This window comes from Bradyrhizobium sp. LTSP885, from assembly GCF_000938305.1.
Classification (GTDB): Bacteria; Pseudomonadota; Alphaproteobacteria; order Rhizobiales; family Xanthobacteraceae; genus Bradyrhizobium.
Map to the genome: position 1 here is coordinate 314,147 of NZ_JYMT01000004.1, position 24,454 is coordinate 338,600.

Below are 24,454 nucleotides of genomic sequence, written 5' to 3' on the forward strand. Positions count from 1 at the left end.
TGTTACCGCTGCATCTGCATGATCTGATCCATCGGCATCATGTTCGCGTTCAAATTCGCCATGATCCAGAGCGAGCCGCCGATCACGAGGATGACGATCAGGACGCCGAATGCCAGTGCCAACACGTTATTAGTGTTGTCGGGTCCGGTCGTGATGTGCAGGAAGAACACCAAATGCACGCCCATCTGGGCGATCGCGAGCACGACGATCGCGACGGGAATGCTGGGCTGCCACACGAGATCCGTGCCGACGATGAAGAACGACGTTGCGGTCAGCACGATCGCAAGGCCCAAGCCCACGACGTAACCGAGGATGCGGGTCCGGACACGGCCTTCGCCTTCATCGCCGGGCGCGACATCGGTCGCATGAGATTCCAGGGACTGATCGCTCATTGACCGGCTCCGAGCAGGTAGACCACCGAGAAGACCGCCACCCAGATGATGTCGAGCGCGTGCCAGAACAGCGCGAAACACACGATGCGGCGCCTGATGTCGGCGCGAAACCCCTTGGCCGTGACCTGCGCCATCATGGTCAGCAGCCACAGCACGCCCGCCGACACATGCAGGCCGTGACACCCCACCAGGGTGAAGAACGACGAGAGAAAGGCGCTGCGCGACGGTCCCGCGCCGCGGGCAACGAGGGTTGCGAACTCCCGGAGCTCGAGCGAGAGGAACGCCAGGCCCAGCGCGCAGGTCAGCGCCATGGCCAACTGGAACAACGTCGTCTCGCGCTCGTCGGCGGCGATGCTGGCCAATCCGCAGGTGAAGCTCGACAACAGAAGGCATCCCGTCTCCGCGGTGACCGAGCGGAGGTCGAACAGCTCGGATCCCTTCGGCCCTCCGTCGGTCTGCCCCGAGAGAACCGCATAGGCCGCGAAAAAGCACGAGAACATGATGATGTCGCTGAGCAGGAATATCCAGAAGCCGTAGGCGGTCACGATTCGCTTGGGCGCCGGCCCGGCATGCTCCGCCGCGGCGGCCAGGCCACGCAACTGATGCGGATCGGCGTGTGCAACTGCTGCTGTCGCCATTAGCCTGCTCCACTCATCACGGCGCGCCGTTCGGCGAGATTGGCCTGGTCGATCCGCGCCACATCATCAGCCGCGATGACGTACTCATCGTGGTCGCGCCAGGCAAAAGCGACGAAGGTCGCGAAGGCGCCGATTGCGCCGGCTGCGACCATCCACCAGATATGCCAGATCAGCGCGAACCCCATGATGGTCGCGAAGAACGCACAGATAAATCCGGTCGGCGAATTCCGCGGCATCTCGATGTCCGTGTAGGCAACGCTGTCGTCGCTCGTCCCCTGGCGCCGTGCGCGCTCCTTCATGGACCAATAAGCGTCCTCCCCGCTCACGTCGGGCGTGACGGCGAAATTGAACACCGGCGGCGGCGATGCCGTCGCCCATTCGAGCGATCGGCCATCCCAGGGGTCGCCGGTGTGGTCGCGCAATTCCTCGCGACGGTGAATGCTGACCACGAGCTGCGCGATCTGGAACGCGATCCCGATCAGAATGATGATGGCGCCGACCGATGCGACCAGCAGCCAGGGACGCCATTCCGGAACGTCGTAGTGCTGCATGCGACGCGTCATCCCGAGCAAGCCGACGACATACAACGGCATGAACGCCACATAGAAGCCGATCAGCCAGCACCAGAACGCGGCCTTGCCGAGACCCTCATGCAGGCGAAAGCCGAACGCCTTCGGAAACCAGTAGGTGTAGCCGGCGAACGCACCGAACAGCACGCCGCCGATGATGACGTTGTGGAAATGCGCCACCAGGAACAGGCTGTTGTGCAGCAGGAAATCGGCCGGCGGCACCGCGACCAGGACGCCGGTGAGGCCGCCGAGCAGGAAGGTCACCATGAAGCCGATCGACCACAGCATGGGTGTCGTAAACCGGATCCGCCCCATATACATCGTGAACAGCCAGTTGTAGATCTTCACGCCGGTCGGCACCGCGATGATCATGCTGGCGATGCCGAAGATCGCATTGACGTTCGGCCCGGCGCCCATCGTGAAGAAATGATGCAGCCACACCATGAACGAGATGACGCAGATCGCCATGGTCGCCAGCACCATCGAACGGTAGCCGAACAGCGCCTTGCCGGAGAATGTCGACACGACCTCGGAGAAGATCCCGAATGCGGGCAGGACGAGAATGTAGACCTCGGGATGGCCCCATGCCCAGATCAGGTTCATGAACATCATGACATTGCCACCGCCCTCGTTGGTGAAAAAGTGGAAGCCGAGGTAGCGGTCGAGGATCAGCATCGCCAGCGTCGCAGTCAGGATCGGAAACGCCGCGACGATCAGGAGATTTGAGGCCAGCGTGGTCCAGCAGAACATCGGCATGCGCAAATAGGTCATGCCCTTGGTGCGCAACTTCAGCACCGTGGTGACGAGATTGATGCCGGCAACCAGCGTTCCGACACCCGAGATCTCCAGCGACCAGAGATAATAGTCGACGCCCACGCCCGGCGAATAGGTCATCTCCGACAATGGGGGATAGGGCAACCATCCGGTCCGCGCGAACTCGCCGATCACAAGCGAGATGTTGACGAGCAGCGCGCCGGTTGCCGTCAACCAGAAGCCGACGGAATTGAGGGTGGGAAACGCGACGTCGCGGACGCCGAGCTGCAGCGGCACGATGAGGTTCATCAAGCCGATCACGAACGGCATCGCGACAAAGAAGATCATGATCGTGCCATGCGCCGAGAAGATCTGATTATAGTGCTCCGGCGGCAGAAAGCCCTGCGAGTGCAACGCGACGGCCTGTTGGGCCCGCATCATCAGCGCGTCGGCAAAGCCGCGCAGCAGCATGACCGTGGCAAGCAGCGTGTACATCACGCCGATCCGCTTGTGATCGACGCTGGTGATCCACTCCCGCCAGAGATACGGCAGATGGCCGGCAAGCACGATCCAGGCGAGCACTGCGAGGATGACCAGGGCTACACTGCCCGAGGCCGCCATGGGGATCGGCTGATCAAGCGGGACGGCTGACCAGCTGAGCTTGCCGAACATCAGGGACTCCGTGGCGAGACTTGAGCTTGCTGGTCCGGTGATGGACCGGGCGCTGCCGGGATATGCTGGGTGGCCACCGCCTGAAACAGCAAGGGGTCATCCAGCCGGTAGGTAACCTTGGCATCTCCGATCGATTGACGCGCCAGTTTGCCGTAGCTCTCGGCGTTCAGCGCCTGATTGCTTCCGGCGGCCTTCGACGCCCAGTCCGTGAACGACAGCTGCGAGACGACGTGGACGTCGAACATCATGCCGGGAAAGCCGTCGCCGCTGAAATGCGAGGACAGCCCTTGATAGGTGCCCTCATTGTCAGCCCGAAGCTGCAGCCGGGTCACCATCCCGTTCATGGTGTAGATCATGCTGCCGAGCTGCGGGATGAAGAACGCGTTCATGACGCTCGACGACGTCAATTCAAATTGTAAGGGAGACCCAACAGGCACCGTCAGCGCGTTCAAGCTGGCCACCCGCTGATCGGGGTAGATGAACAGCCACTTCCAATCGAGCGAGACCACCTGAATTCTCAGCGGCGGCCCGGTCCCCTCGACCGGACGGGCCGGATCCAGCTGATGCGCCCCGATCCAGGCGACACCACCGAGCAGGATAATGGTGAGCGTTGGGATCGCCCACACCACCAATTCCAGCCGGCCGGAATACGCCCAATCCGGCTGGTACTGCGCCCGTCGGTTGGAGGCGCGATACCACCAAGCGAAGCCGAGAATGGCGGCGATCGTGGGCAACACGATCGCAAGCATGATCGCGACCGAATCCACCAGGATCGTCCGCTCCGCCGCAGCAACCGGGCCTTGGGGATCAAAAATGTTCATGGATTGACGCCGCCCCAAACGTCTGCAGGGCAGTCAACGTCGCCGGAACTTTCCGGTTCCCGAAAAAAATGCGCTTGGCCGGCTCAATCAGCCCCGGGAGGCTTAGCCGTCTTTTCCGAGATCTATCAGCGCAATCCCCAGTTCCGGCCGCTTCGTCCGCCGCAACCGCACCGGCGTCTCCGTCATCACGACTTCGAGAGTCGGACGGACTGTCGCTTCGAGGAGATGACCGCCGCGGGTGGTCCCATCAGAGAGCCCAAGAACGACATGCACGTGCAGGCCCGGCTGGCCGTCATCGGCGATTGCGACATCGCCGATCGCGCTCAACACCTCGCACTGCTCCCGCACCTCAATTTTCTTGTAGGTCTTTCGCTCGAGATCGAACCAGCCGACCGTCGCCTTCTCGAACGCGCCGATCGCGGTCAGGGACGCGGCCGCTATTCCCAAATTTCTTGCGATCGTCGTGAGGGTTGTGAAGGCTTCCTCACCCGAATCCAGAACGACAACATGCGTTCTCCCGCCCGCCTTGTCGGCGACAAGCTTGGCTTTCATAAAAGTCCTTCTCTATGGTCGTTGTGGCGGACGCCAAGCCTGATCGATGCAGGCTGATCGACGAAGGTCATTTCGCGCGTTGCGTCAGGGCCTCTCGCGCCGGCACACTGACGTGAACTTCGTGCCCCTGGCGTATCGCGAGCGACGCGGCCGCCGCAGCCGATTCGAACGCCGCCTCCTTGGTGGCGTAGCCACTGCTCAGATTGCCGTCATGCAGCACGCCCCAATCGCCTTCAACGGCGATCACCGAATATTGCGCCAATCCCATTGCCGTCTCCTTGGTTCAATCGATCCGGACCACCCGTGCGAAACGTCTGGTCAGGGTCTGCTCGAGGCTTGCGTTGGCTGGCGGCTCGTCCCTGTGACGCGCCAAACGGTGTTGCCGACGTCGTCCGCGATCAATAGGGCGCCCGATTTGTCGATCGCCAATCCGACCGGACGGCCGCGTGACTTCTCATCCTTGCTCAGAAAGCCGGTCACGACATCCTGTGCCGGGCCATTTGGATGTCCGTCGGCGAACGGGACGAACACGACCTTGTAACCGTTGAGCTGCGGTCGATTCCAGCTGCCGTGTTCACCGATGAATGCACCGCCGCGATAGGACGCCGTGAGTGCATCGCCACTATTGAATGCGAGGCCCAGCGGCGCGACGTGCGAACTGAGCGCGTAGTCCGGCGCGATCGCCTTTGCCACCAGATCCGGACGCTGAGGCTGCACCCGCGGATCAACATTCTGACCGTAATAGCTGTAGGGCCAGCCGTAGAAGGCGCCGTCCTTGACCGACGTCATGTAATCCGGGACGAGGTTGGGGCCGAGCTCATCGCGTTCGTTCACGACCGCCCATAACGCGTGGCTCTGCGGCTCGAAGGACAGCCCGTTCGGATTGCGCAGTCCGCTCGCGAAAATCCGCGATCGGCCGGTTGCGCGGTCGACCTCCCAGATCGCGGCGCGATTCTTTTCCACCTCGATGCCGTTCTCGGTGATATTGCTGTTCGAGCCAACGCCGACATAGAGCAGCGAGCCGTCGAGGCTCGCGACCAGGCTCTTGGTCCAATGATGATCGATCGGCCCACCAGGGAGCTGTGTCAGCGTCTCGCCGGGGGCTGTGATCCTGGTGTCGCCGGCATGATAGGGATAGCGGACGATCGCGTCCGTGTTTGCGACATACAGGTCTTCGCCGACCAATGCGATGCCGAACGGCGACTTGAGATGATCGAGGAAGACGCTCTGCACCTTCGGCTTGCCGTCGCCAGCAGCGTCGCGCAGCAGCGTGATGCGATTGCTTGCTCCGGTGTCGCCGCCTGACGTCGCCCATGACTCCACCCACTTCATGATGAAGTCCTTGGGCCGCTTGATCGGCTCCGTCCCCGGCGCCTTCGACTCGGCCACCAGAACATCCCCGTTGGGAAGCACGTAAAGCGACCGCGGATGCTGCAGACCGGTGGCAAGCGCGTCGACCTGAAGACCATCGGGCACCGTCGGCTTCTCGCCCTGCTGCCATCCCACGACCGCAGCGACATGCATCGGCGGCATCAAATATTGCTGCTGCGCCGGAAGATCAGGATGCGCACCGATCTGGGTCTTGGCATCTGGCGCAGTTTCGTCGCAGCCTGCAAGGCACAAGACGGCGACAAGACCGGCAGCGAGCTGAAGGTGACGAATATCAATGAAGTCAAAAATCGCAGGCATTAATCCGCAACTCCTACCCGATGGCGATAGACCAGTTCTCCGCCCAGCCACCCCGTGACCAGCATCACGATCACCGTGAGCGCGGAAAGCACCAATCCGGTGGGAACGACCGAGGTCCAGACGTCACGGCTGTGAACGAACGCATTGAGCAGCGCAAGCAGCATGACCACGACATTGCCGGCCATGTGATACCAGGCCGGCGCCAGCGTGCGGATGCGGCGGCTGCCGAAGAAATCGATCAGACCGGCAATAGCCGCGAGCCCGCCCATGACCAGGCCGGCAAACAACAGCCAGGCCGAAAAATCCGCCCACATCATCTGGGCGGTCCGCCAATAGGCGATGTCGGTCAGCAGCGTGCCAACGAAGCACACGATCGGAAACGGCACCAGCATCACATGGATCGGGTGCCGGGCGACCCGCGCCGTCGACTCCGGATTCGACGTATCGGCTATTGCGACTGACGTGGCGTCTTGCATCAGGGGCCTCCAGGACATGCCGTCAACGGCTCGCTGGAGGCGAGGTTCCTAAGACGCCCGAAGGCTCATCGGGAATCGCAGGAACGAAAGCGCGGCTCGGACGCGCTCAAGCATCAATACAGCCCGCCCGTCCCCGATCGCATCACCGCGCGATCCGCGTCCGGCGAAATCCCGGCCTGCGTTCCGTCGATAACATCAGTACCTGCGACGAGATCGTTGCTCGGTGGCGCCTGACCCGGCTTGAAGGCTTCGAGGATGACGCCGCCGGTCTCGCCGGGCCCGGCCCGCGAGCCGGTCTTGGCGACGACGCGGACCAGCCTGATGCCGGGCGGTATCTTGAACGGAACGGGCGGCTTGTCGGCGAGCGCGAGCTTCATGAAGTCGCGTGCGATCGGGGCTGCGGTATGACCGGCCTGCGCATTCCTGCCGAGCGAGCGCGGCTTGTCGTAGCCGACATAGAGCGCGACGACGAGGTCCGGCGAAAAGCCTGCGAACCACAGATCCTTGGCCTCGTTCGAGGTGCCGGTCTTGCCGGCGATCGGCTTGCCGACCTCCTTCAGCGCGATGCCGGTGCCGGCCTGCACCACCCCCTCCATCAATTCGGTGATCTGATAGGCGGTCATGGAATCGAGCACCTGGTCGCGACGATCGACGAGCTGCGGCTCCGGCTGGTTCTTCCATCCTTCCGGCGCGTCGCAGCCGCGGCATTCGCGCTGGTCGTGCTTGAAGATGGTGCGGCCATAGCGGTCCTGGATGCGGTCGATCAGCGTCGGCTTCACGCGACGGCCGCCATTGTCGATCATCGAATAGGCCGTGGCCATCCGCATCACCGTGGTCTCGCCGGCGCCCAGCGCATAGGAGAGATAGTTCGGCAATTCGTCATAGACGCCGAAGCGCTTGGCGTATTCGCCGATCAGCGGCATACCGATTTCCTGCGCCAGCCGCACCGTCACGGTGTTGAGCGACAGCCGCAGCGCGTTGCGCAGCGTGACCTGGCCCTGGTATTTGCCCGAGGAGAAGTTCTCCGGACGCCAGACGCCGCCGCCACCCGGCCCCTGATCGATCTCGATCGGCGCGTCGACCATCATGGTCGACCCGGTATAGCCATTGTCGAGCGCCGACGAATAGACGATCGGCTTGAACGTCGATCCCGGCTGCCGATAAGCCTGGGTCGCGCGGTTGAACTGGCTCTGGTCGAACGAGAAGCCGCCGACCATCGCGAGCACGCGGCCGGTGCGCGGATCCATCGCCACCATCGCGCCTGAAATCTCGGGGATCTGGCGCAGCCGATACTGGCCTTCGACGCGCTGGCCATCCTTGGTGTAAAGCGGGTCGGCGTAGATCACGTCGCCGGGTTGCAGCACCTGCGCCACCGAGGTCGACGTCTTGCCCTTCTGCGGTCCGGAGACCACTCTCGCCCACCGCACGCCGTCGAGCGTGACGATGCCGGTCTCGCGCTGCTTGCTGACGGCACCGCCGAGCTCGCGGCCCGGCTGGAAGCCGATCCGCGCCGACTGATCGTTGCTTTCCAGCACCACCGCCATCCGCCATGGAGAGATGTCCGAGAGCGACTTGACGTCCGCCAGCGGCACGCCCCAGTCGCCGGAGATGTCGAGCTTGCTGATCGCGCCGCGGTAGCCCTGCTGCTCGTCGTAGTTCACGAGGCCCGCCACCATCGTCTTGCGCGCCATCACCTGGATCTTCGGATCGAGCGTGGTGCGGACCGACAGGCCGCCTTCATAGAGCTTCTTCTCGCCATAGCGCTCGAAGATGTCGCGGCGGACCTCTTCGGAGAAATATTCGCCGGCGAAGGTGTGCGCGCCGCTCGAGCGGTTGGTAACGGTGAGCGGCTCCTTGCGCGCCGTGTCGGCGTCTGCCTGGGTGATCCAGCCGTTCTCCTGCAGGCGGTCGATCACATAATTGCGCCGCTCGATGGCGCGCGCCCGGTTGCGCACCGGATGCAGGCTGGCCGGCATTTTCGGCAGCGCGGCCAGATAGGCCGCTTCCGCGATCGTCAGCTCGTTCACCGACTTGTCGAAATAGACCAGCGACGCCGCCGCGATGCCGTAGGCGCCGAGACCCAGATAGATCTCGTTGAGATAGAGCTCGAGGATCTTGTCCTTGGAATAGGTCTTTTCGATCCGCATCGCGACCAAGGCTTCCTTGATCTTGCGGGTGAACGAGACTTCGTTGGTCAGAAGGAAGTTCTTGGCGACCTGCTGGGTGATCGTCGACGCACCCTGCGGGCGGCGGTTGGAACCGTAGTTCTGGATGTAGGACAGGCCGGCGCGCGCCATGCCGGTGTAGTCGATGCCGCCATGCTCGTAGAAATTCTTGTCCTCGGCGGCCAGGAAGCTGTTGATCACGAGCTTCGGCACGGCCTGGATCGGCAGATAAAGTCGACGCTCCTTGGCAAATTCGCCGAGCAAGGAACCGTCGACCGCGTGCACGCGGGTCATCACCGGCGGCTCGTAGTTCTGCAGCTGCGTATAGTCGGGCAAATCCTTGGAGAAGTGCCAGATCAGCCCGGCAACCGCTGCCACGCCGACCAGGAACACGACGGACCCTGCCGCGAACAAGAATCCGAAAAATCGCACCAGGAATCGCATTGACCAGTTCCCATGGCGAACGCGCGGCTCGTTCTGAGCCCGCTGCCTGCCAGATCGCGGTCCCGTATATCGGTCGCTCCGCGTGCCCGCAATTCAGGGGTGGAGAATTAAAGCAGGTGGGACGCCAAACTTATGCCATAGAGCCCGGCTCGCGCGCGGCCAAATCAGGGGCGTCCCAAAGGCACAGCTGGCGGCTGGATCGATTCCCGCTCCCGGTTGCGTGGAGGGTCACCCGCGCGAAGCGATCGGATCGCGCCGAAAGGGCCCCTTTCGCGCGAGGCTCCCTGCTCCTGATATCACCGGCGGGAATAGGTCGATCACCGGCGTCGATGCAACCTTTAACCCTGCATTTACCATAACGGCCGCATCGTGTTAGCCGATAATTCTCTCGCGACGGGGCTGAATTGCATGGCACAGCGCGGTTTCAGAAGACCATTCTTAACCGACGAGAACGTCCTTGGGCTTCCAAGGCCGCCCTCGCCCAACACGGGCGCTCAGGCTCTCGACCTCGTCTACCAGGCTGCGGACCTGTTCCGCGGCATCGAGGACAGGGTCCGCGCCACCGAAATGCGGGCCGATGCCGCCGAACGAGCACAGTTCGACATCATCGGCACGACCGAGCGCAAGCTGAGAGAGGCTTCCAAGGCGCTGGAAGAGGCTCAAAAGCGCATCGTGACCCAGCAGGACCAGCTGGCGGCACTCGAATTTCGCGCCCAGGTCGCCGAAACCGAGGCACGCGAGGCCAGGCAGACGCTGGCGCAGGTCGAGGACGCGATTCGCAGGCGGCTGCTTCTCACAGGCGAACAAGCGGACGGCAGGTCGCCGGCCGTCGCCTGATACGAGTCCCTCGCCGCCGGCGAAGCCCGCCCGCGACGACGATCAGTAGCCTCCAGCCAATCCGCTGTTGCGGCGCGGATCATTCGCCCCATAGAAGCGATTGTTGCCGACCGGCGTGCCGCCCAGCGACGGCGCGCCGATGATGATGACCGCGAGGTGATTGGCCGGCTGCGGCGGGCCTAATTTGTGGCCCATCCCTTCCAGAATCTTCCGCGTGTCCGGCGACAGCGTGTAGTCCTCCAGATTGGTCAGGTCCGGAAGCCACTGCTGGTGGAAGCGCGGCATGTCGACGGCTTCCTGCGCGTTCATGCCGTAGTCGATGGCGTTGATCATCGTCAGCAGCACGGCCGTGATGATGCGGCTGCCGCCCGGCGTGCCCACCACCATGATCGGTTTGCCGTCCTTGGAGACGATGGTCGGGCTCATCGAGGACAGCGGACGCTTGCCGGGCGCGATCGCATTGGCCTCGCCCTGTACCAGGCCGTAGAGATTCGGCACGCCGATCTTGGCGGTGAAATCGTCCATTTCGTCGTTCAGCAGCACACCCGTTTTCGCCGCGGTCACCTTGGCGCCGAACCAGTCGTTCAGCGTGTAGGTGACCGACACCGCGTTGCCGTCCTTGTCGGCGATCGAATAATGCGTGGTGTTGCTGCCCTCATGCGGCGCGACGCCGGGCTTGATGTCCTTCGACACGCTGGCCTTGGTCGGGTCGATCACGGCACGGATCTTGGCGGCGTAGGCCTTGTCGAGCAGGCGGTCGAGCGGATTTTTCACGTAGTCGGGATCGCCGAGATAGCTGTTGCGGTCGACATAGGCATGGCGCATCGCCTCGATCTGGTAGTGCACAGCCTCTGCGGAGTGATAGCCAAGATCCTTGAGCGGATAGCCCTCCAGGATGTTCAGGATCTCGCAGATCACTACCCCGCCCGAGCTGGGCGGCGGCGCCGAGACCACGTGATAGCCGCGGTAGTCGCATTCGACGGGCGCAAGCTCACGGACCTTGTAATTGTCGAGGTCCTCCTGCGTGATCAGGCCCTTGCCGGCCTGGCTCGAGGCCACGATGGCGGTGCCGACCCAGCCCTTGTAGAAGCCGTCGGTGCCGCGCTTGCTGATCTCGCGCAGGGTCTCGGCGAGTTCATGTTGCGTCAGCCGTTCGCCGACCTGGAACGGCTTGCCATTGTTGAGGAAGATCGCGGCCGAGGCCGCATCGTCCTTGAAATCATCGGTTGCCGTCAGCAGCAGACTGATGTCGCCCTGGTCCAGCACGAAGCCATCCTCGGCCAGTTGCAGCGCCGGCGCGATTACGTCCGCGCGCTTCATGGTGCCGTACTTCTCGCGCGCATATTCCATGCCCGCCACCGAGCCGGGCACGCCGACCGCGAGATGTCCCTTGGTGGACAGGCCCTTGATGACGTTGCCGTCCTTGTCGAGATACATGTTAGCGGTGGCGCCCTTGGGCGCCATTTCGCGGAAATCGAGGAAGGTTTTGCGGCCGTCGGCAAGCTCGATGGTCATGAAGCCGCCACCGCCCAGATTGCCGGCCGCCGGATAGACCACGGCGAGCGCGTAACCGACCGCGACCGCCGCATCGATGGCGTTGCCGCCGCGCTTCAGCACCTCGACACCGACCTGCGTCGCCAGATGCTGGGCCGCAACCACCATCCCGTTTTCGGAGGCGACCGGCGCCACAGATGCGGCGTGACCCGGCGCAGCGGCCGCGACGCCAACAGTTACGATCGCGGCAGCCATCCACCGCGCGCCGATCCTTGGATTTCGCATTGGAACTCCCCCCGGACAACGCCGATTGTTGCGGCGTATATTGCTATTTGAGGGCGCAAATCTAGCAGGCTGTGCCCACACGCACTATAGCCGTCGCGCGAGTTCCGTCCTTGACATCGCCTCAGCCCGACGCCAGCGCGCCCGGCGCGCCGGCGAAATCCAGCACCGGTGCCGCCGCGAGCAGCGCCTTGGTGTAGTCATGCTGGGGATGGTCGAACACGTCGTCGCGCGAACCCTGCTCGACGATACGGCCGCCCTGCATCACGACCACGCGGTCGGCAACCTGCTCGACCGCGGCGAGATCGTGACTGATGAACAGACAGGCAAAGCCATATTGCGTTTGCAGCCGCTCGAACAATTTCAACACCTGGGCCTGGATCGTCATGTCGAGCGCAGAAACCGGCTCGTCGGCCACCACGAAGGACGGATGCCGCACGATCGCGCGCGCGATCGCGATGCGCTGGCGCTGGCCGCCGGAGAGTTCATGCGGCCAGCGCTGCGCGAAGCCGGCGAGCCCGACCTCGTCGAGCATGGCCGCGACGCGGCGGTCGCGCTCGCTTGTCGCAAGGTTCGGCACATGGCGCAGCGGCTCGGCGACGATCTCGCCGACGCGCATCCGTGGATCGAGCGACGAATACGGATCCTGGAACACCAGCTGCGACGCCAGGCGAAACGCGCGGTCGCGGGTCGCGATTACGTCCCTGCCCTGGAAGCGGATCTCGCCGCCGGCCGACGGGATCAGCCGCAGCATGGCGCGGCCGAGCGTGGTCTTGCCCGAGCCGCTGCCGCCGACGACGGCGACGGTTTCGCCCGCGCCGATCTCGAGATCGACGCCATCGACCGCCGCGACATCGGCGTCGCGGCGGAACAGCCGCTGTCGCCCGCCGAACGACACTTTGAGGCCGCGCACGCTGATCAGCGGCTCGCCGGCCGCGCGCCGCGGGGTCGCAACGCGGCGCCGCGGCAGCGCATCGACGAGCTGGCGAGTATAGACCTCGCGCGGCGCTGATAGTATCTGCCGGACGCTGCCGGTTTCCACCACCTGACCCTGCCGCAGCACCACCGCGCGCTGCGCGTACCGCGACACCAGGCCGAGATTGTGGGTGATCAGCATCACCGAGGTGCCGTGATCGCGCGCCAGCTCGACCATCAAATCGAGCACCTCACGCTGGCTCAGCGTATCGAGCGCGGTGGTCGGCTCGTCGGCCAACAGCAGCTTCGGCTTCAGCAACATCACCGAGGCCAGCATGATGCGCTGGCGCATGCCGCCGGAGAATTCGTGCGGATAGGCATCGAAAGTCCGTTCGGGATCGCGGATCTGCACCCGCGCCAGCATCTCGAGACAACGACGCTTGATCTCGCTCCTGGCAAGCTTCTCGTGCATCACGAGCCCCTCGGCCATCTGCGCACCGACACTGATCGCCGGATTGAGCGAGACCATCGGCTCCTGGAACACCATGCCGATAGCCCGGCCACGCAGCGTCCGCATGCGCCGCGGCGTGACATCAGCGAGATCCTCACCGTCGAGCCGGATCTGGCCTGAGACATGGCGCAGGCCCGACGGCAGCAGGCCGAGAATGGCGCGGGCCGCGGCGGTCTTGCCGCTGCCTGATTCCCCCACCACGGCCAGAAACTCCCCGCGCTCGATCGCAAACGACACGTCGTCGACGACGACAGCGCCGGTCCTGGCGGCCTCGATGCGCAGATGATCGACCGTGAGCAACGTCGCCGTCATCCGTGTGCCATCCTGGGATCGAGGCGGTCGCGCAGGGAATCGCCGAGCAAATTGATCCCGAGCAGCGTGAGCGCGATGCAGAGCCCCGGTGCGACGCTGAGCCAGGCGGCGGTCTCCATATAGGGCCGGCTCGCCGCCAGCATGTTGCCCCAGGTCGGTGCCGGCGGTGGCACGCCGAGGCCGAGGAAGCTGAGCGCGCTCTCGGCCAGCAGCACCCAGCCGAACATGCTGGTCGCGAGCACCGCCACCGGCGCCATCGCGTTGGGCAGCACGTGGCGGACCATCGAATAGAATTCGGAGTTTCCGATCACGCGCGAGGCCTCGATATACTCCCTCTCACGGATCGACAGCACGGTGCCGCGCACGACACGCGCGACCGACGGGATGTAGGCGAGCCCCAGCGCCAGCACGAGGCCGGTCTTGTTGGCGCCAACCACGATCATCACTGCGAGCGCCAGCAGGATGCCGGGAAACGCCAGCAGCGCGTCGTTGACGGCCATGATGATGCGATCGGTCCAGCCGCGCAGATAACCTGCGACGCCGCCGACCAGCACACCGATGCTGACGGCAATCAGGACGGTGGCCAGCGCCACCACCACGCTCGCGCTCGCGCCGGTCATCAGCCGGCTCAGCACGTCGCGGCCGAATTCGTCGGTGCCGAGCCAGTGCAGCGACGACGGCGGCTGCAGCCGCGCCTTCAGGTTGATGCGCAGCGGATCGAACGGCGTCCAGAACGCCGCCGCGACAGCGGTGCCGAGCAGCAGCGCAATCAAAGTGCCGCCGATGGCGGTGTTGGCGCGCCATCTCATGCCACGGCCACCCGCGGGTCGAACAGCGGATAGCAGAGATCGACGATCAAATTGACCACGACATAGATCACCGCGGTGAATAGCAGGCAGCCCTGCACCACCGGATAGTCACGCGCAAAGATCGAATCGACCAGCAGCCGCCCGAGGCCCGGCAGCGTGAACACGGTCTCGATCACGGCGATGCCGCCGAGCAGATGGCCGAGCACCAGCCCGATCAGCGTCCAGGTCGGCGCAAAGGCGTTCGGCAGCACGTGGCGGCCGAGCACCAGCCATTCCGGGACGCCCTTGGCGCGCGCATGCGTGACATATTCGAGCCGCAGCACCTCGATCGAGGCGGCGCGCGCCATCCGCGTCAGCACGCCGATTTCGACGATGGTGAGCGTCGCGATCGGCAGCAGCATGAACATAGCCGCCTGCCAGAAATTCTCCGAGAACGGCACATAGCCGATCACCGGCAGCCATTTCAGCTTCAGGCCGAACAGCAACAGCAGCAGCAGGCCGAGCCAGAAGCTCGGGATTGACAGCAGCAGCGTCGCGCCGCCGACGATCGCAAGGTCGAGCGCACTGTTCTGTTTCCAGGCCGCGATCAGCCCGGCCACAACCGCGATGCAGGCGGCAAGGCCGACCGCCACCAGCACGATGACGGCAGAGACCTGGAAGCGCTCCAGGATCAGCGGCAACACCGGAAGATTGTTGGTGATGGAATGGCCGAGATCGCCGGTCGCGAGATGGCCGAGCCAGTACAGGAACTGCAGCGGCACCGGCTGGTCGAGCCCAAGCTGCGCGCGGAGCTGCGCGGCCTGAGCCGCGTCGGTGTTGTCGCCCAGCATCACCTGAACCGGATCGCCCGGAATCAGACGCACCAGCGTGAACACCGCAATCGCCACCAAGAACAGCGTCGGGATCGTCATCGCCAGCCGTCGCGTAAGATAGCCCAGCATCGCCGCGATCCCTCCCTTAACGGATGCTCACGCCCCAGAAGCGCGGTTGCGCGAACAGCCAGCCGGCATAGCCCTTTACGTTTTTGCGCAGGCCGGCGATCTCGGAGCCGTTGAACAGCACGACCATCGGCACGTCGTCGATGAAGCGGCGATGCATCTCGTCGAACAGCTCCTGGCGTTTCGCCTTGTCGTCGATCATCATCGACTGCTGCATCATCACTTGCGCCTCCGGATTGTCCCAAACCTTGCGCGGCTGGGTCGCCTTCGGCCCCGTCAGCATCTCGAACGAGAGCGAAGGATCGAGCCGCGCCGAATAGGTAAAGGCCATAGACTGGTAGTCGCCGCGGTTGTAGCGATCGAGCTGGGCGGCCCAGTCCAGCACCTCGATCTCGATATTTATGCCGACGGATTGCGCCATCGCCTGCACCAGAACCGCGGAATCGAACACGTAGCTATAGCGCTTGTTGGCGATCATCTTGATCGGTTGGCCGTGATAGCCGGCCTGTACCAGCAGCTTCTTGGCTTCCGCGACGTTCTGGGTGTAGCCGTGCGCTTCCGCCTCGCCGTAGAACGGGCTGCCGATCGGCAGCGCCGAATTATTTGCGCGCGCGGTGCCCTCCATTACCGCATCGACGATCTCAGGCGTATCGAGGCTGAGCGCGATCGCCCGGCGGATGCGCAAGTCCTTCAGCAGGGGATCGCGGGTCTGGAACAGGATGCCGGTGAGACCGAGCGCCGGCGTGATGCTGAGCTGCACGTCCGGCCGTCCCTTGAGATCTTCGAGGTCCGGAATCGAAAGATTGCTGACCACGTCGAGCGCCCCGGAGAGCAGGCCTGCTTTGGCCGCCGAGCTGTCGGGGATAATGTTGAAGCGGACGCGATCAACGTCCGCGGTCTTGGCGCCGGCATTGCCGCTGCGCGGCTCGCTGCGCGCGACGTAACCGTCGAAGCGCACGAGATCGACATACTGGCCGCGCTTCCAGTCGCCGAGCTTGAATGGCCCGGTGCCAACTGGCGCGATCCACTTGCCATCGGGCCCGACCGAGTCATGATGGATGATGGCGGCCTGCCCGCAATCCGGCCGCGCCAGCGTCGGCAGGAACAGCGCGGTCGCCCGGTCGAGCGTGATGGCGACGGTCTGCGTATCGGGCGCCTCGATCTTTTCGATTTGGGCGATCCCGCTTGCGCTGAACTCGGACAGGCAGCGCCATTGCGTGGCCGGATCGAGCCAGCGCTTCAACGACCAGACCACGTCGGCTGATGTCATGACGGCGCCGTTGTGGAACTTGACGCCCTGGCGCAGATGGAACGTGTAGGTCTTGCCGTCGTTCGAGACATCCCAGCTGTCCGCCAGCATCGGCCCGATCGACGTATCGTCACGAAACGCGACCAGCCCCTCGACGAGGTGCGCCATCACGCCATCGGTGTTGGCGTCGCGGTTGGTGCCGGGATCGGTGGAGCGGATATCGGCGTTGAGCCGGGTGCGCAGCAGGGTCTCGGCGCCGGCGCGCACCGGCGCCGCCGCCAGCATCGCAGCCAGCGCTATCAGGCCGGCCATCATCACACATGATGGCCGACGCGCATTCATCACGATGCCTTCGCGATCGCGGCCGGCGCAGCGTCGTTCTTCGCGCTCGCTTCCACGTCGAGCCGATAGGTCGTGAACTTCCGGTTCAGCGACGGCAAGGGTGCCACTTCCATGAGCCCGCTCGCCGGCTCCATCAGGATCATCGCGACCGTGGCGCTCAGATTGTTGCCGAGGTTGAGTCGCGGCGGACGGCAGACCGACCAGGGATAGGCGAAATCATCGAACAGCGCCGTTTTTACGGTATCGAAGCCGATGGCGCCGAGATGCGGCTGCAAGAGGTCGCGGACGCGGATGTCGCGGTAGAGGCTGTCGGGCGTGCTCGCGACGCCGGTGTCCTTGAGCTTGCCAAGCGCGACCGGGCTGACGAAATGGTTGGCGTGCACCAGAAGCCCCTGATTGGGGTGCACCTGGAAGGTCTCGTCGGGCGCGCATTCGAAATCGATCGCGACGCCGTCGCGATGGCTGACGATCATGTTATTGGCAGCGGATTTTTTGGTGCAATAGACTGAGCGCATCGCCAGCGCGAGATGCCCGTTCTCCAGCACCTTGCGCCGGATCAGCGCCAGCGGCACGCCGACCTGACGATAGTCGCGGTCGCTCTGCAGATAATTCGCGGTGATGGCGATGCCGACCGCGTTGAAGCCGCAGCGCCCGAGCGCGCCGGCTTCAGTGAAGGTCATGAGATCAGGACCATCGTCGCGGCGGACTTTGAGCACGACCGCGGTCTCGGCGCATTCACGCTTCCAGTCCCAGTTCTGGGCGTGGATCAGCCGCCCCGACGCGCTGGCCTGCGGCAGCACGACGACGCCGGTGCAGCCATCGGGCTCGTCGGGCGTCTTCAGCCGCGCCCTCACCTCGGGGTCGGCGAGCTTCAGGATTTCAGTGCGGGCATTGAGCAGCACGATATCCTCGAACGGAACGCCGGCACCGCCCGCGATGCCGTGCATCTCCTCGATATAAGCGGGCTCGAACGCCTCGATGACGGGAAGATAGTCGCGCACCAGTTCGGCGACGCCGGCAGCGTCGAGCGAGAGTTCCTTGAGCTGGGCGAAGTAATGCGAGGTGCCCTTGCGGATGCGGTCGGCGGCAAGGCGGCCATATTGCTTGCCGCGCTCATGCGGCGGACCGGAGATTTCGATCAGGGGAAACGGTTCGACCATCGTTTGCGCCAACTTCCTTTTGCGTTTCCTGAAAGCCTAATGTATTTTGTAAGTACATGAAACAAAAATCTTCGCCCACTCCGAAGGCAGCCCCGAGCCGGCTGCAGCGCGAACTGTCCGCGGGCATCCTGGAGCTGATCCGGGCCGAAAAACTGGCGCCCGGCACGCGACTTGCGGAGGTGGCGCTCGCACAGCGGCTGCGGGTTTCGCGGACGCCGGTGCGCGCGGCGCTGAAATTATTGGCACGCCGCCGCCTCGTACGGGTCGGCGCAAGCCGAGGTTATTTCGTCGCGGACACGGTTCCGGCTACACCGAAGGCGCCGGCGAAGCCCGTGCCAGCGGATACCGACCGCCTGTTCGTTGCGATCGCGCGCGACCGGCGCAGCGGGCGCCTTCCGATCGACGTCTCCGAGCGCGACCTGATGCAGCGCTACGATGCGACCCGCCCCGTGGTGCAGCGCGTACTGGCGAAGCTGGCCGAGGTTGCGGCTGTGCAGCGCAAGCCGGGCCACGGCTGGCGCTTCCAGCCGATCATCGCGGATGTGCAAGCCCGCGCCGAAAGCTACCGCTACCGGATCCTGATCGAGCCGGCCGGCCTCCTGGAGCCGAACTTCCAGCTCGATGCCGCCTGGGCCGCCGAGATGCGCCAGCGCCACGAGGAGACGTTGCGAGAGCCGTGGAAGGAGACGGCGAGCATCGCGCTCTACGAGATGAACGCCGCCTTCCACGAAGGACTGGCGGCAGCCTCCGGCAACCGCTTCCTCCTGGTCGCCGTGCAGCAGCAGAACCGGCTGCGCCGCTTCGCGAACTACGACTGGGTCTTCGGGTATGAGCGCGTGGTGGTGAACTGCCGCGAGCATCTTGCGATCCTCGACCGGCTCGAGGCCGGCGAGCGCGAGGCCGCGGCGCAATTGTTGCGCGGTCACCTCGAAAGCGCAGCCAGACTGAAAACGATCGAACTGGCCGACGGCCGCAACAACAACAGCAAGTAACAGGAGGCCTCCATGCATACACCGCACGCCGCAACATCGAACACGCCCCTCAACCGCGAGGCACTGGAGCCGTTCTGGATGCCGATGACGCCCAATCGTCAATTCAAGTCCAGCCCGCGCCTGTTCACCGGCGCCGAGGGCATGCACTACACCACGCAGGACGGGCGGCGCATTCTTGACGGCATGGCCGGGCTCTGGTGCGTCAACGCTGGGCACGGCCAGAAGCGGATCGTCGAGGCGATCCAGACCCAGGCCGCGAAGCTCGATTTCGTCTCCTCATTCCAGATGAGCCACCCGGCCGCATTCGAGCTCGCCGGACGCATCACCGAAATCACGCCTGAAGGCCTCGACCATGTGTTCTTCACCAATTCCGGTTCGGAGTCGGTCGACACCGCGCTCAAGATCGCCCGCGGCTATCACCGCGCGCGCGGCGAAGCGAGCCGCATCCGCTTCATCTCGCGTATGAAAGCCTATCACGGCATGGGCTGGGGCGGCCTGTCGGTCAGCGGCCTCTCCCGCCATCGCCGCGATTTCGGCCCGCTGCTGCCCGAAGTCGACCACCTCTCGCACACGCATGATCCCGAGCACGCGGCGTTCTCGCGCGGGCAACCGGCATGGGGCGCACATTTCGCCGATGAACTGGACAAGCTGCTGCTGATCCACGATCCCTCGACGGTTGCGGCCGTGATCGTCGAACCCGTCACCGGCTCCGGCGGCGTCTTCCCGCCGCCGGTCGGTTATCTCGAGCGGCTGCGCAAGATCTGCGATCAGCACGGCATCCTGCTGATCTTCGACGAGGTGATCACCGGCTTCGGACGGCTCGGTGCGCCGTTCGCGGCCAACGCGCTCGGCGTGACGCCTGACCTCATCACCTGCGCCAAGGGGATGACCAACGCCGCCGTGCCGATGGGCGGCGTCATCACCAGCGGCAAGGTTTATCAGGCGCTGATGAATGGCCCGGAGAACACCGTGGAGCTGTTCCACGGCTATACCTATTCGGCGCATCCGCTCGCCTGCGCAGCGGGGCTAGCCGCACTCGACGTCTATCAGGATCTCGGCCTGTTCGACCGCGCGCGGCAGATCGCATCGGTCTGGGAGACCGCGGCCCATGCCCTGAGGGACGCGCCCTATGTCACCGACATCAGAAATATTGGCTTGCTGGCGGCGATCGATCTCAAGCCGCGCGACGGCGCACCGGCCGCACGCGGCCCGGAATGCGCTACCCGCTGCTACGACGACGGCATCCTGATCCGCGCCGCCGGCGACACGCTGATGATCTCACCGCCCTTGATCATCACGGAGCAGCAGATCGAGGATATATTCTCGACGATCCGCCGCGCGCTGGATGCGATCGAGTAAAGCTTCGGCTCGCAACGGAATCCAAGAGAGGGTGGAACGAAGAGCAAAGCTCGGACAAATCATGTCGCGAGAACGCGAAGCTGCGTCCCCATTTACTGCTGTCATCGCCCGGCCTGTGCGCAATTGCGCACATGGACCGGGCGACCCAGTACGCCGCAGCCCGTCGGCTCAAGCACGTCTGTCTCTGGAATACTGGATCAACCGCATGCGCGGGTGATGACACCGAACCGGCTGCGATCGGCGCCAGCCCACTACCGGCAGGCGTGTCGGCGGCCGTCGCGGCTGCGGAAGGTGCCGGTCGCGGAATCGAACGAATGGTAACGCGCGCAGGCCGACGGCGTCGACGGGACCATGGCGCCGTAGGCGTTGACAGCCTCACCGCGGTGCTCGGCCGCCAATTGCTGCTCACCCCATGGCGTGAGGGCGCCGCCGTTGATCGCGCTGCGCCCGGGATTCTGGGCGTCGAATGCCGCAGGTTCCGAAATCTGGGCCGCGGCCGGTGTGAACATCGCTCCCGATAGCAGCACGACGGCTGCAACCACCTTGAGTCCGGTCATATGACATCTCCGATGCGTCGATTGAAAACCGCCCGAGGACAGCGCTACCGCCCCCGTTCACATCAAGGACCGATCGGGTGAGACGGAAATTCCGGCCGCAGGGAGACACCGGATCACAAAGCCGCGACGTGGCCGCGGCGACGCATCGCCACCGCGGCGCGCCCCCAGAGCGTTTTCGAGCGAAGTGGATGCCGGTTCGCGTGAAGAAAACGCGTCAAAACAAAATTCTAGAGCCCCGTTCCGATTCCGTCGGAACGGAAACGGCTCTAGCGGTCGTGCACGTCCGGCCGCGGGTCGCTGACGAAGCCGTCGCGGTTCGGCATCTTGACGGCGGCGAGCGACTTGGCGTCGAGCACCGCGTTGGCCGGAACGACACCGTTGAGGCTGAGGATGTAGGCGGACACCGCGTAGACGTCCTCATTGCTCAGGGACTGTGGCGCGTTCTGCGGCATCGCACGTCTGATGTAGTCGAACAGCGTCGAGGCGTAGGGCCAGTAGCTGCCGACGGTGCGGATCGGCTTCGGGCTTGCCAGCGTGCCCTGCCCACCGACCAGGCGGTCGCCGACGCCGCCCTGCCCGTTGTCGCCATGGCACGCCGCGCATTGCTCGCTGAACACGACGCGGCCACGCTCGACGCTGCCGCTGCCGGGCGGCAAATTGGAGCCGTCGCGGCCGATATCGATGTTCCAGCCGGCGATCTCCGCAGGCGTTGCCGGGCTGCCAATGCCGTAACGCTCTTCCGCGTGTGCCGCGACGACGACTGTCATGATCGCGCTGGTCAGAAGCGCAGTTGTGAGCTCAAGCCTGGCCATTGCTCACCTCGCCGTTCGCATCGATCCGCCACGGCCAGATCGCGTTATTATGATAGAACGAGTTGAGCCCACGTACCGCCACCAGTTCAACAAGCGTCGGCTGCATGTAGCCGGTCTCGTCGATGGCGCGGCTCTGGATCAGCGCAGGCGCCCCGTCCCAATGCCAGGGAAAGCGAAAGCGAGTCAGCGCGCGCGTCAGCACCGGCTCCTGCAGCGCCGCATCCTGCCAGCTCTTGCCGCCATCGACCGAGACCTCCACGCGCTTGATCTTGCCGCGACCGCTCCAGGCAAGCCCGGTGATCTCGTGAAAGCCCTGCGTGGTCAGCTTCTGCCCGCCGGAGGGCCGCGTGATGATCGATTTGGCTTCCATGGTGAAGGTGAATTCGCGCGAGGTGCCGTCCGGCATCGGGTCGGTGTATTTCGAGGTCTCCTCGCGCGAATAAGCGGGCTCGGCCACGACCTTGAGCCGGCGCAGCCACTTTACGTTCATGTTGCCTTCGAAGCCGGGCAGCAGCAGGCGCAGCGGATAACCCTGCTGCGGACGCAGTCGCTCACCGTTCTGGCTGTAGACCAGCATGGCGTCATCGAGGCACTTCTCGATCGGGATGCTGCGCGTCAGCGCGGCGGCATCGGCGCCCTCGGCCACGATCCATTTGGCGCCCGGCTGCAAGCCGGCCTCATCCAGCACCGTCTTCAGCGGCACGCCGGTCCATTCGGCGCAGCTGACGAGGCCGACGAGATCGGACGCCGTCTTGCCATAGGGCTTGGTGTAGACCGGATTGCCGGAGCACTCGATGAAGTGGATACGCGACTGCGACGGAAAGCGGCGGATGTCCTCCATCGTGAACACCAGCGGGCGGTCGACCATGCCGTGCAGCATCAGCCGGTGCTCGGCCGGATCGATGGTCGGCACGCCGCCATGGTGACGTTCGTAGAACAGGCCGTTCGGCGTGATGATGCCGTCGAGCTCCTGCAACGGCGTACGGCCCGAGGCCGAGATATATTGCGGCAGCGTCTTCGAGATGTTCTTGACGACGCCCTTCTCGTGGACCGATGGCGCGCCGTAAGGCTGGCTTCCCATCGAATCGCCCGGCGCCTTCATCCATTCAGGCACGTTGGGTGGGAGATTGCTGTCGGACCCGGCGAGTGCATTTGTGCCAGCGAGACCTGCTATCGCAGAACCGCTTGCCAAGGCAGCACCCGCCTGAAGGAAATGCCTGCGAGACGCCTCTCGCACGCGCTTGTCCGTCGCCTGTTCACTCATCGACGTTTTCCTCTGACGTTCGTCTCAGTGCAACCTAGCACCAAACGCCCGAGGCCTCGCAACGATCCAAAGCGCGGCGTGCGATCAACTGCCCGCGACTGGCGGCGTACCATGGGTGTGAAACGACTCGATCGTCTTCAATCCCCAGGCCTGTCCCTTCTTGCGCTCCTCCTCGGTCCACACGATCGGCTTCCAGTCCGGTGCGAGTATCAGCCGCGCGCCGGCATTGGCGACCTCGACGCGGTTGCCGCCGGGCTCGTAGACGTAGAGGAAGAAGGTCTGCTGGATGGCGTGCTTGTGCGGCCCGGTCTCGATATGCACGCCGTGCTCAAGGAAGATATCGGCGGCGCGCAAAATCTCCTCGCGGCTGTCGAGCGCGTAGGTGACGTGGTGGAAGCGGCCGGTCTTGCCGTAATGGTCGCGCGTGTAGGCGAAGTCGTAGCTCTTGTTCGACATCGTCATCCACATCGCCGCTTCCGTGCCGTCATTCAACACGATCTGCTCGGTGGTCCGGCATCCGAGATAGTTTTCGAAGAACAGTCGGTTGGCCTTGATGTCGACCGCGAGGCAGTTGAGATGGTCGAGCCGGCGAACGTTGACGCCGCGCGCCGGGAAGCGCTGCGCCTGGTTCTTCAGCGCCGGCTTCAGCTCGGCCGGGGGCTGGTACCACTCGGTCTCGTAATAGAGCTCGATGACATGACCGTCCGGATCGCGGCAGCGGAAGGCCGGCCCCTGCCCCATATCGCCGTCGACCCAACCGATCTCAAAACCGGAGCCCTTCAGCGCGGCGACGCGGCGCTCCAGCGCCTGCTGGCTGCGGGCGCGCAGCGCCATGTGCTCCATGCCCGACGTTGTCGACGCCGTGAGCTTGAGCGAATAGCGCTCGTAGTCGTCCCAGCCGCGCAGGTAGACCGACTCGTCCTTCCGGCCACTGACGGTCATGCCCATGACGTCGACGAAGAATGCCAGGCTCTCGTCCGGCTTCGGTGTCAGCAGCTCCATGTGCCCGAGATGGGCGAGGTCGAAGATCGGTTCCGGCTGCATGGGGCAATCTCCTTCCGCGGCGGCGCCGAACGGACGCGGCAAGCCATCGCCCAGGCGGACTTACGCGTCGCATACCTATTTGTACTACTGTACAAGAGATTAGGTCTCGTCAACAAATTATTGGGTTGGCGCCGGACGCTGAAGGGATTGGAGCCCGTGAAGGATTGGGGCCCGCGCTCAGCCCCGCGACATCATGATGGGCGCCGGTGCGTATGGCCGGAACGCGGTCGCCGACATCGTCAGCGCCACAGCGAGCGCGCACACCACGCAAAGCTTCATGCGCGCCGTCCGATGGTCGGTCATTGGCAGCACGAAGAAGAACGCCATCGCAAGAACCAGAAGCGCGTTGACGAGATAGTACATGGCGGAGCCCTCCTGTTGCGTAGATACAAGATGGCGGGCCATC

General features: G+C 64.5%; 23 protein-coding genes. 3 read left to right on the forward strand and 20 right to left on the reverse strand.

The annotated features are described in order from the left end of the window. Positions 1 to 2 precede the first annotated feature (2 nt). The 9 genes from cyoD to UP09_RS03850 form a co-directional block, all read right to left on the reverse strand. Positions 3 to 392 carry a cytochrome o ubiquinol oxidase subunit IV gene (gene cyoD, locus UP09_RS03810; RefSeq protein ID WP_044536661.1) on the reverse strand — a complete coding sequence of 130 codons (390 nt, stop codon included), beginning with the start codon at positions 390 to 392 and terminating at the stop codon, positions 3 to 5. After that, a complete protein-coding gene (gene cyoC / locus UP09_RS03815) occupies positions 389 to 1,030 on the reverse strand; it encodes a cytochrome o ubiquinol oxidase subunit III (RefSeq protein ID WP_044536662.1) in 642 nt (213 codons plus the stop codon). The genes cyoD and cyoC overlap by 4 nt, the downstream gene beginning before the upstream one ends. Then, positions 1,030 to 3,024, reverse strand: coding sequence for a cytochrome o ubiquinol oxidase subunit I (gene cyoB, locus UP09_RS03820; protein ID WP_044536663.1), 1,995 nt, complete (start codon positions 3,022 to 3,024; stop codon positions 1,030 to 1,032). Before cyoB ends, cyoC begins: the two co-directional genes overlap by 1 nt. Further along, entirely contained in the window at positions 3,024 to 3,845 is an 822-nt protein-coding gene (cyoA, locus tag UP09_RS03825; protein ID WP_044536664.1) for a ubiquinol oxidase subunit II, read from the reverse strand. Before cyoA ends, cyoB begins: the two co-directional genes overlap by 1 nt. Before the next feature lie 102 nt (positions 3,846 to 3,947). After that, positions 3,948 to 4,397, reverse strand: a complete 450-nt coding sequence (locus tag UP09_RS03830; RefSeq protein WP_044536665.1) for a PPC domain-containing DNA-binding protein — start codon at positions 4,395 to 4,397, stop codon at positions 3,948 to 3,950. A gap of 67 nt (positions 4,398 to 4,464) precedes the next feature. Then, complete coding sequence (locus tag UP09_RS03835; RefSeq protein ID WP_044536666.1) at positions 4,465 to 4,665, reverse strand: hypothetical protein; 201 nt, start codon at positions 4,663 to 4,665, stop codon at positions 4,465 to 4,467. A 50-nt stretch (positions 4,666 to 4,715) separates the two neighbouring features. Continuing rightward, positions 4,716 to 6,086 carry a PQQ-dependent sugar dehydrogenase gene (locus UP09_RS03840; protein ID WP_082069954.1) on the reverse strand — a complete coding sequence of 457 codons (1,371 nt, stop codon included), beginning with the start codon at positions 6,084 to 6,086 and terminating at the stop codon, positions 4,716 to 4,718. After that, entirely contained in the window at positions 6,086 to 6,562 is a 477-nt protein-coding gene (locus tag UP09_RS03845) for a DUF2231 domain-containing protein (RefSeq protein WP_044536667.1), read from the reverse strand. The genes UP09_RS03840 and UP09_RS03845 overlap by 1 nt, the downstream gene beginning before the upstream one ends. Positions 6,563 to 6,675: 113 nt before the next feature. Further along, a complete protein-coding gene (locus UP09_RS03850; RefSeq protein WP_044536668.1) occupies positions 6,676 to 9,171 on the reverse strand; it encodes a penicillin-binding protein 1A in 2,496 nt (831 codons plus the stop codon). 408 nt (positions 9,172 to 9,579) lie between these two features. Here UP09_RS03850 and UP09_RS03855 point away from each other — a divergent pair, with 408 nt between their 5' ends. Continuing rightward, positions 9,580 to 10,008 (forward strand): hypothetical protein, encoded by a 429-nt coding sequence (locus UP09_RS03855; protein ID WP_044536669.1) that lies wholly within the window; start codon positions 9,580 to 9,582, stop codon positions 10,006 to 10,008. Between the two features lie 42 nt (positions 10,009 to 10,050). On the opposite strand, the gene ggt is transcribed toward UP09_RS03855, so the two are convergent. From ggt to UP09_RS03885, 6 genes are all read right to left on the reverse strand, one after another. Next, positions 10,051 to 11,787, reverse strand: coding sequence for a gamma-glutamyltransferase (gene ggt / locus UP09_RS03860; protein WP_044536670.1), 1,737 nt, complete (start codon positions 11,785 to 11,787; stop codon positions 10,051 to 10,053). 121 nt (positions 11,788 to 11,908) lie between these two features. Then, positions 11,909 to 13,522: an ABC transporter ATP-binding protein gene (locus tag UP09_RS03865; protein WP_044536671.1), complete on the reverse strand. Its 1,614-nt coding sequence runs from the start codon at positions 13,520 to 13,522 to the stop codon at positions 11,909 to 11,911. Then, entirely contained in the window at positions 13,519 to 14,331 is an 813-nt protein-coding gene (locus UP09_RS03870; RefSeq protein WP_044536672.1) for an ABC transporter permease, read from the reverse strand. Before UP09_RS03870 ends, UP09_RS03865 begins: the two co-directional genes overlap by 4 nt. After that, positions 14,328 to 15,272 (reverse strand): ABC transporter permease, encoded by a 945-nt coding sequence (locus UP09_RS03875; protein WP_044536673.1) that lies wholly within the window; start codon positions 15,270 to 15,272, stop codon positions 14,328 to 14,330. Before UP09_RS03875 ends, UP09_RS03870 begins: the two co-directional genes overlap by 4 nt. A 16-nt stretch (positions 15,273 to 15,288) precedes the next feature. Beyond that, positions 15,289 to 16,860: an ABC transporter substrate-binding protein gene (locus UP09_RS03880; RefSeq protein WP_245301751.1), complete on the reverse strand. Its 1,572-nt coding sequence runs from the start codon at positions 16,858 to 16,860 to the stop codon at positions 15,289 to 15,291. Continuing rightward, the gene (locus UP09_RS03885) at positions 16,860 to 18,020 is read right to left on the reverse strand and encodes a C45 family autoproteolytic acyltransferase/hydrolase (protein ID WP_044536674.1); all 1,161 of its coding nucleotides are present in this window, start codon (positions 18,018 to 18,020) and stop codon (positions 16,860 to 16,862) included. The genes UP09_RS03880 and UP09_RS03885 overlap by 1 nt, the downstream gene beginning before the upstream one ends. A 56-nt stretch (positions 18,021 to 18,076) precedes the next feature. Here UP09_RS03885 and UP09_RS03890 point away from each other — a divergent pair, with 56 nt between their 5' ends. After that, positions 18,077 to 19,012, forward strand: coding sequence for a GntR family transcriptional regulator (locus tag UP09_RS03890; protein WP_044536675.1), 936 nt, complete (start codon positions 18,077 to 18,079; stop codon positions 19,010 to 19,012). A gap of 12 nt (positions 19,013 to 19,024) precedes the next feature. After that, complete coding sequence (gene aptA, locus UP09_RS03895; protein WP_044536676.1) at positions 19,025 to 20,371, forward strand: omega-aminotransferase AptA; 1,347 nt, start codon at positions 19,025 to 19,027, stop codon at positions 20,369 to 20,371. Between the two features lie 251 nt (positions 20,372 to 20,622). Here the strand turns inward: aptA and UP09_RS03900 are convergent, their stop codons facing one another. The 5 genes from UP09_RS03900 to UP09_RS03920 form a co-directional block, all read right to left on the reverse strand. Continuing rightward, positions 20,623 to 20,928, reverse strand: coding sequence for a BA14K family protein (locus UP09_RS03900; protein ID WP_044536677.1), 306 nt, complete (start codon positions 20,926 to 20,928; stop codon positions 20,623 to 20,625). Between the two features lie 266 nt (positions 20,929 to 21,194). Then, the gene (locus UP09_RS03905) at positions 21,195 to 21,695 is read right to left on the reverse strand and encodes a c-type cytochrome (protein WP_044536872.1); all 501 of its coding nucleotides are present in this window, start codon (positions 21,693 to 21,695) and stop codon (positions 21,195 to 21,197) included. Between the two features lie 31 nt (positions 21,696 to 21,726). Next, positions 21,727 to 23,004, reverse strand: coding sequence for a sulfite dehydrogenase (gene soxC / locus UP09_RS03910; protein ID WP_044536678.1), 1,278 nt, complete (start codon positions 23,002 to 23,004; stop codon positions 21,727 to 21,729). An 84-nt stretch (positions 23,005 to 23,088) separates the two neighbouring features. Further along, a complete protein-coding gene (locus UP09_RS03915; protein WP_044536679.1) occupies positions 23,089 to 24,048 on the reverse strand; it encodes a catechol 2,3-dioxygenase in 960 nt (319 codons plus the stop codon). Positions 24,049 to 24,225: 177 nt separating this feature from the next. Continuing rightward, positions 24,226 to 24,411, reverse strand: a complete 186-nt coding sequence (locus UP09_RS03920) for a hypothetical protein (protein ID WP_044536680.1) — start codon at positions 24,409 to 24,411, stop codon at positions 24,226 to 24,228. Positions 24,412 to 24,454: the final 43 nt, after the last annotated feature.

What these genes read in the sequence shown, in the direction of transcription:
- cyoD (WP_044536661.1), bottom strand. Translation starts at nt 392, where the DNA reads ATGAGCGATCAGTCCCTGGAATCTCATGCGACCGATGTCGCGCCCGGC.
- cyoC (WP_044536662.1), bottom strand. Translation starts at nt 1,030, where the DNA reads ATGGCGACAGCAGCAGTTGCACACGCCGATCCGCATCAGTTGCGTGGC.
- cyoB (WP_044536663.1), bottom strand. Translation starts at nt 3,024, where the DNA reads ATGTTCGGCAAGCTCAGCTGGTCAGCCGTCCCGCTTGATCAGCCGATC.
- cyoA (WP_044536664.1), bottom strand. Translation starts at nt 3,845, where the DNA reads ATGAACATTTTTGATCCCCAAGGCCCGGTTGCTGCGGCGGAGCGGACG.
- UP09_RS03830 (WP_044536665.1), bottom strand. Translation starts at nt 4,397, where the DNA reads ATGAAAGCCAAGCTTGTCGCCGACAAGGCGGGCGGGAGAACGCATGTT.
- UP09_RS03835 (WP_044536666.1), bottom strand. Translation starts at nt 4,665, where the DNA reads ATGGGATTGGCGCAATATTCGGTGATCGCCGTTGAAGGCGATTGGGGC.
- UP09_RS03840 (WP_082069954.1), bottom strand. Translation starts at nt 6,086, where the DNA reads ATGCCTGCGATTTTTGACTTCATTGATATTCGTCACCTTCAGCTCGCT.
- UP09_RS03845 (WP_044536667.1), bottom strand. Translation starts at nt 6,562, where the DNA reads ATGCAAGACGCCACGTCAGTCGCAATAGCCGATACGTCGAATCCGGAG.
- UP09_RS03850 (WP_044536668.1), bottom strand. Translation starts at nt 9,171, where the DNA reads ATGCGATTCCTGGTGCGATTTTTCGGATTCTTGTTCGCGGCAGGGTCC.
- UP09_RS03855 (WP_044536669.1), top strand. Translation starts at nt 9,580, where the DNA reads ATGGCACAGCGCGGTTTCAGAAGACCATTCTTAACCGACGAGAACGTC.
- ggt (WP_044536670.1), bottom strand. Translation starts at nt 11,787, where the DNA reads ATGCGAAATCCAAGGATCGGCGCGCGGTGGATGGCTGCCGCGATCGTA.
- UP09_RS03865 (WP_044536671.1), bottom strand. Translation starts at nt 13,522, where the DNA reads ATGACGGCGACGTTGCTCACGGTCGATCATCTGCGCATCGAGGCCGCC.
- UP09_RS03870 (WP_044536672.1), bottom strand. Translation starts at nt 14,331, where the DNA reads ATGAGATGGCGCGCCAACACCGCCATCGGCGGCACTTTGATTGCGCTG.
- UP09_RS03875 (WP_044536673.1), bottom strand. Translation starts at nt 15,272, where the DNA reads ATGCTGGGCTATCTTACGCGACGGCTGGCGATGACGATCCCGACGCTG.
- UP09_RS03880 (WP_245301751.1), bottom strand. Translation starts at nt 16,860, where the DNA reads ATGAATGCGCGTCGGCCATCATGTGTGATGATGGCCGGCCTGATAGCG.
- UP09_RS03885 (WP_044536674.1), bottom strand. Translation starts at nt 18,020, where the DNA reads ATGGTCGAACCGTTTCCCCTGATCGAAATCTCCGGTCCGCCGCATGAG.
- UP09_RS03890 (WP_044536675.1), top strand. Translation starts at nt 18,077, where the DNA reads ATGAAACAAAAATCTTCGCCCACTCCGAAGGCAGCCCCGAGCCGGCTG.
- aptA (WP_044536676.1), top strand. Translation starts at nt 19,025, where the DNA reads ATGCATACACCGCACGCCGCAACATCGAACACGCCCCTCAACCGCGAG.
- UP09_RS03900 (WP_044536677.1), bottom strand. Translation starts at nt 20,928, where the DNA reads ATGACCGGACTCAAGGTGGTTGCAGCCGTCGTGCTGCTATCGGGAGCG.
- UP09_RS03905 (WP_044536872.1), bottom strand. Translation starts at nt 21,695, where the DNA reads ATGACAGTCGTCGTCGCGGCACACGCGGAAGAGCGTTACGGCATTGGC.
- soxC (WP_044536678.1), bottom strand. Translation starts at nt 23,004, where the DNA reads ATGAGTGAACAGGCGACGGACAAGCGCGTGCGAGAGGCGTCTCGCAGG.
- UP09_RS03915 (WP_044536679.1), bottom strand. Translation starts at nt 24,048, where the DNA reads ATGCAGCCGGAACCGATCTTCGACCTCGCCCATCTCGGGCACATGGAG.
- UP09_RS03920 (WP_044536680.1), bottom strand. Translation starts at nt 24,411, where the DNA reads ATGTACTATCTCGTCAACGCGCTTCTGGTTCTTGCGATGGCGTTCTTC.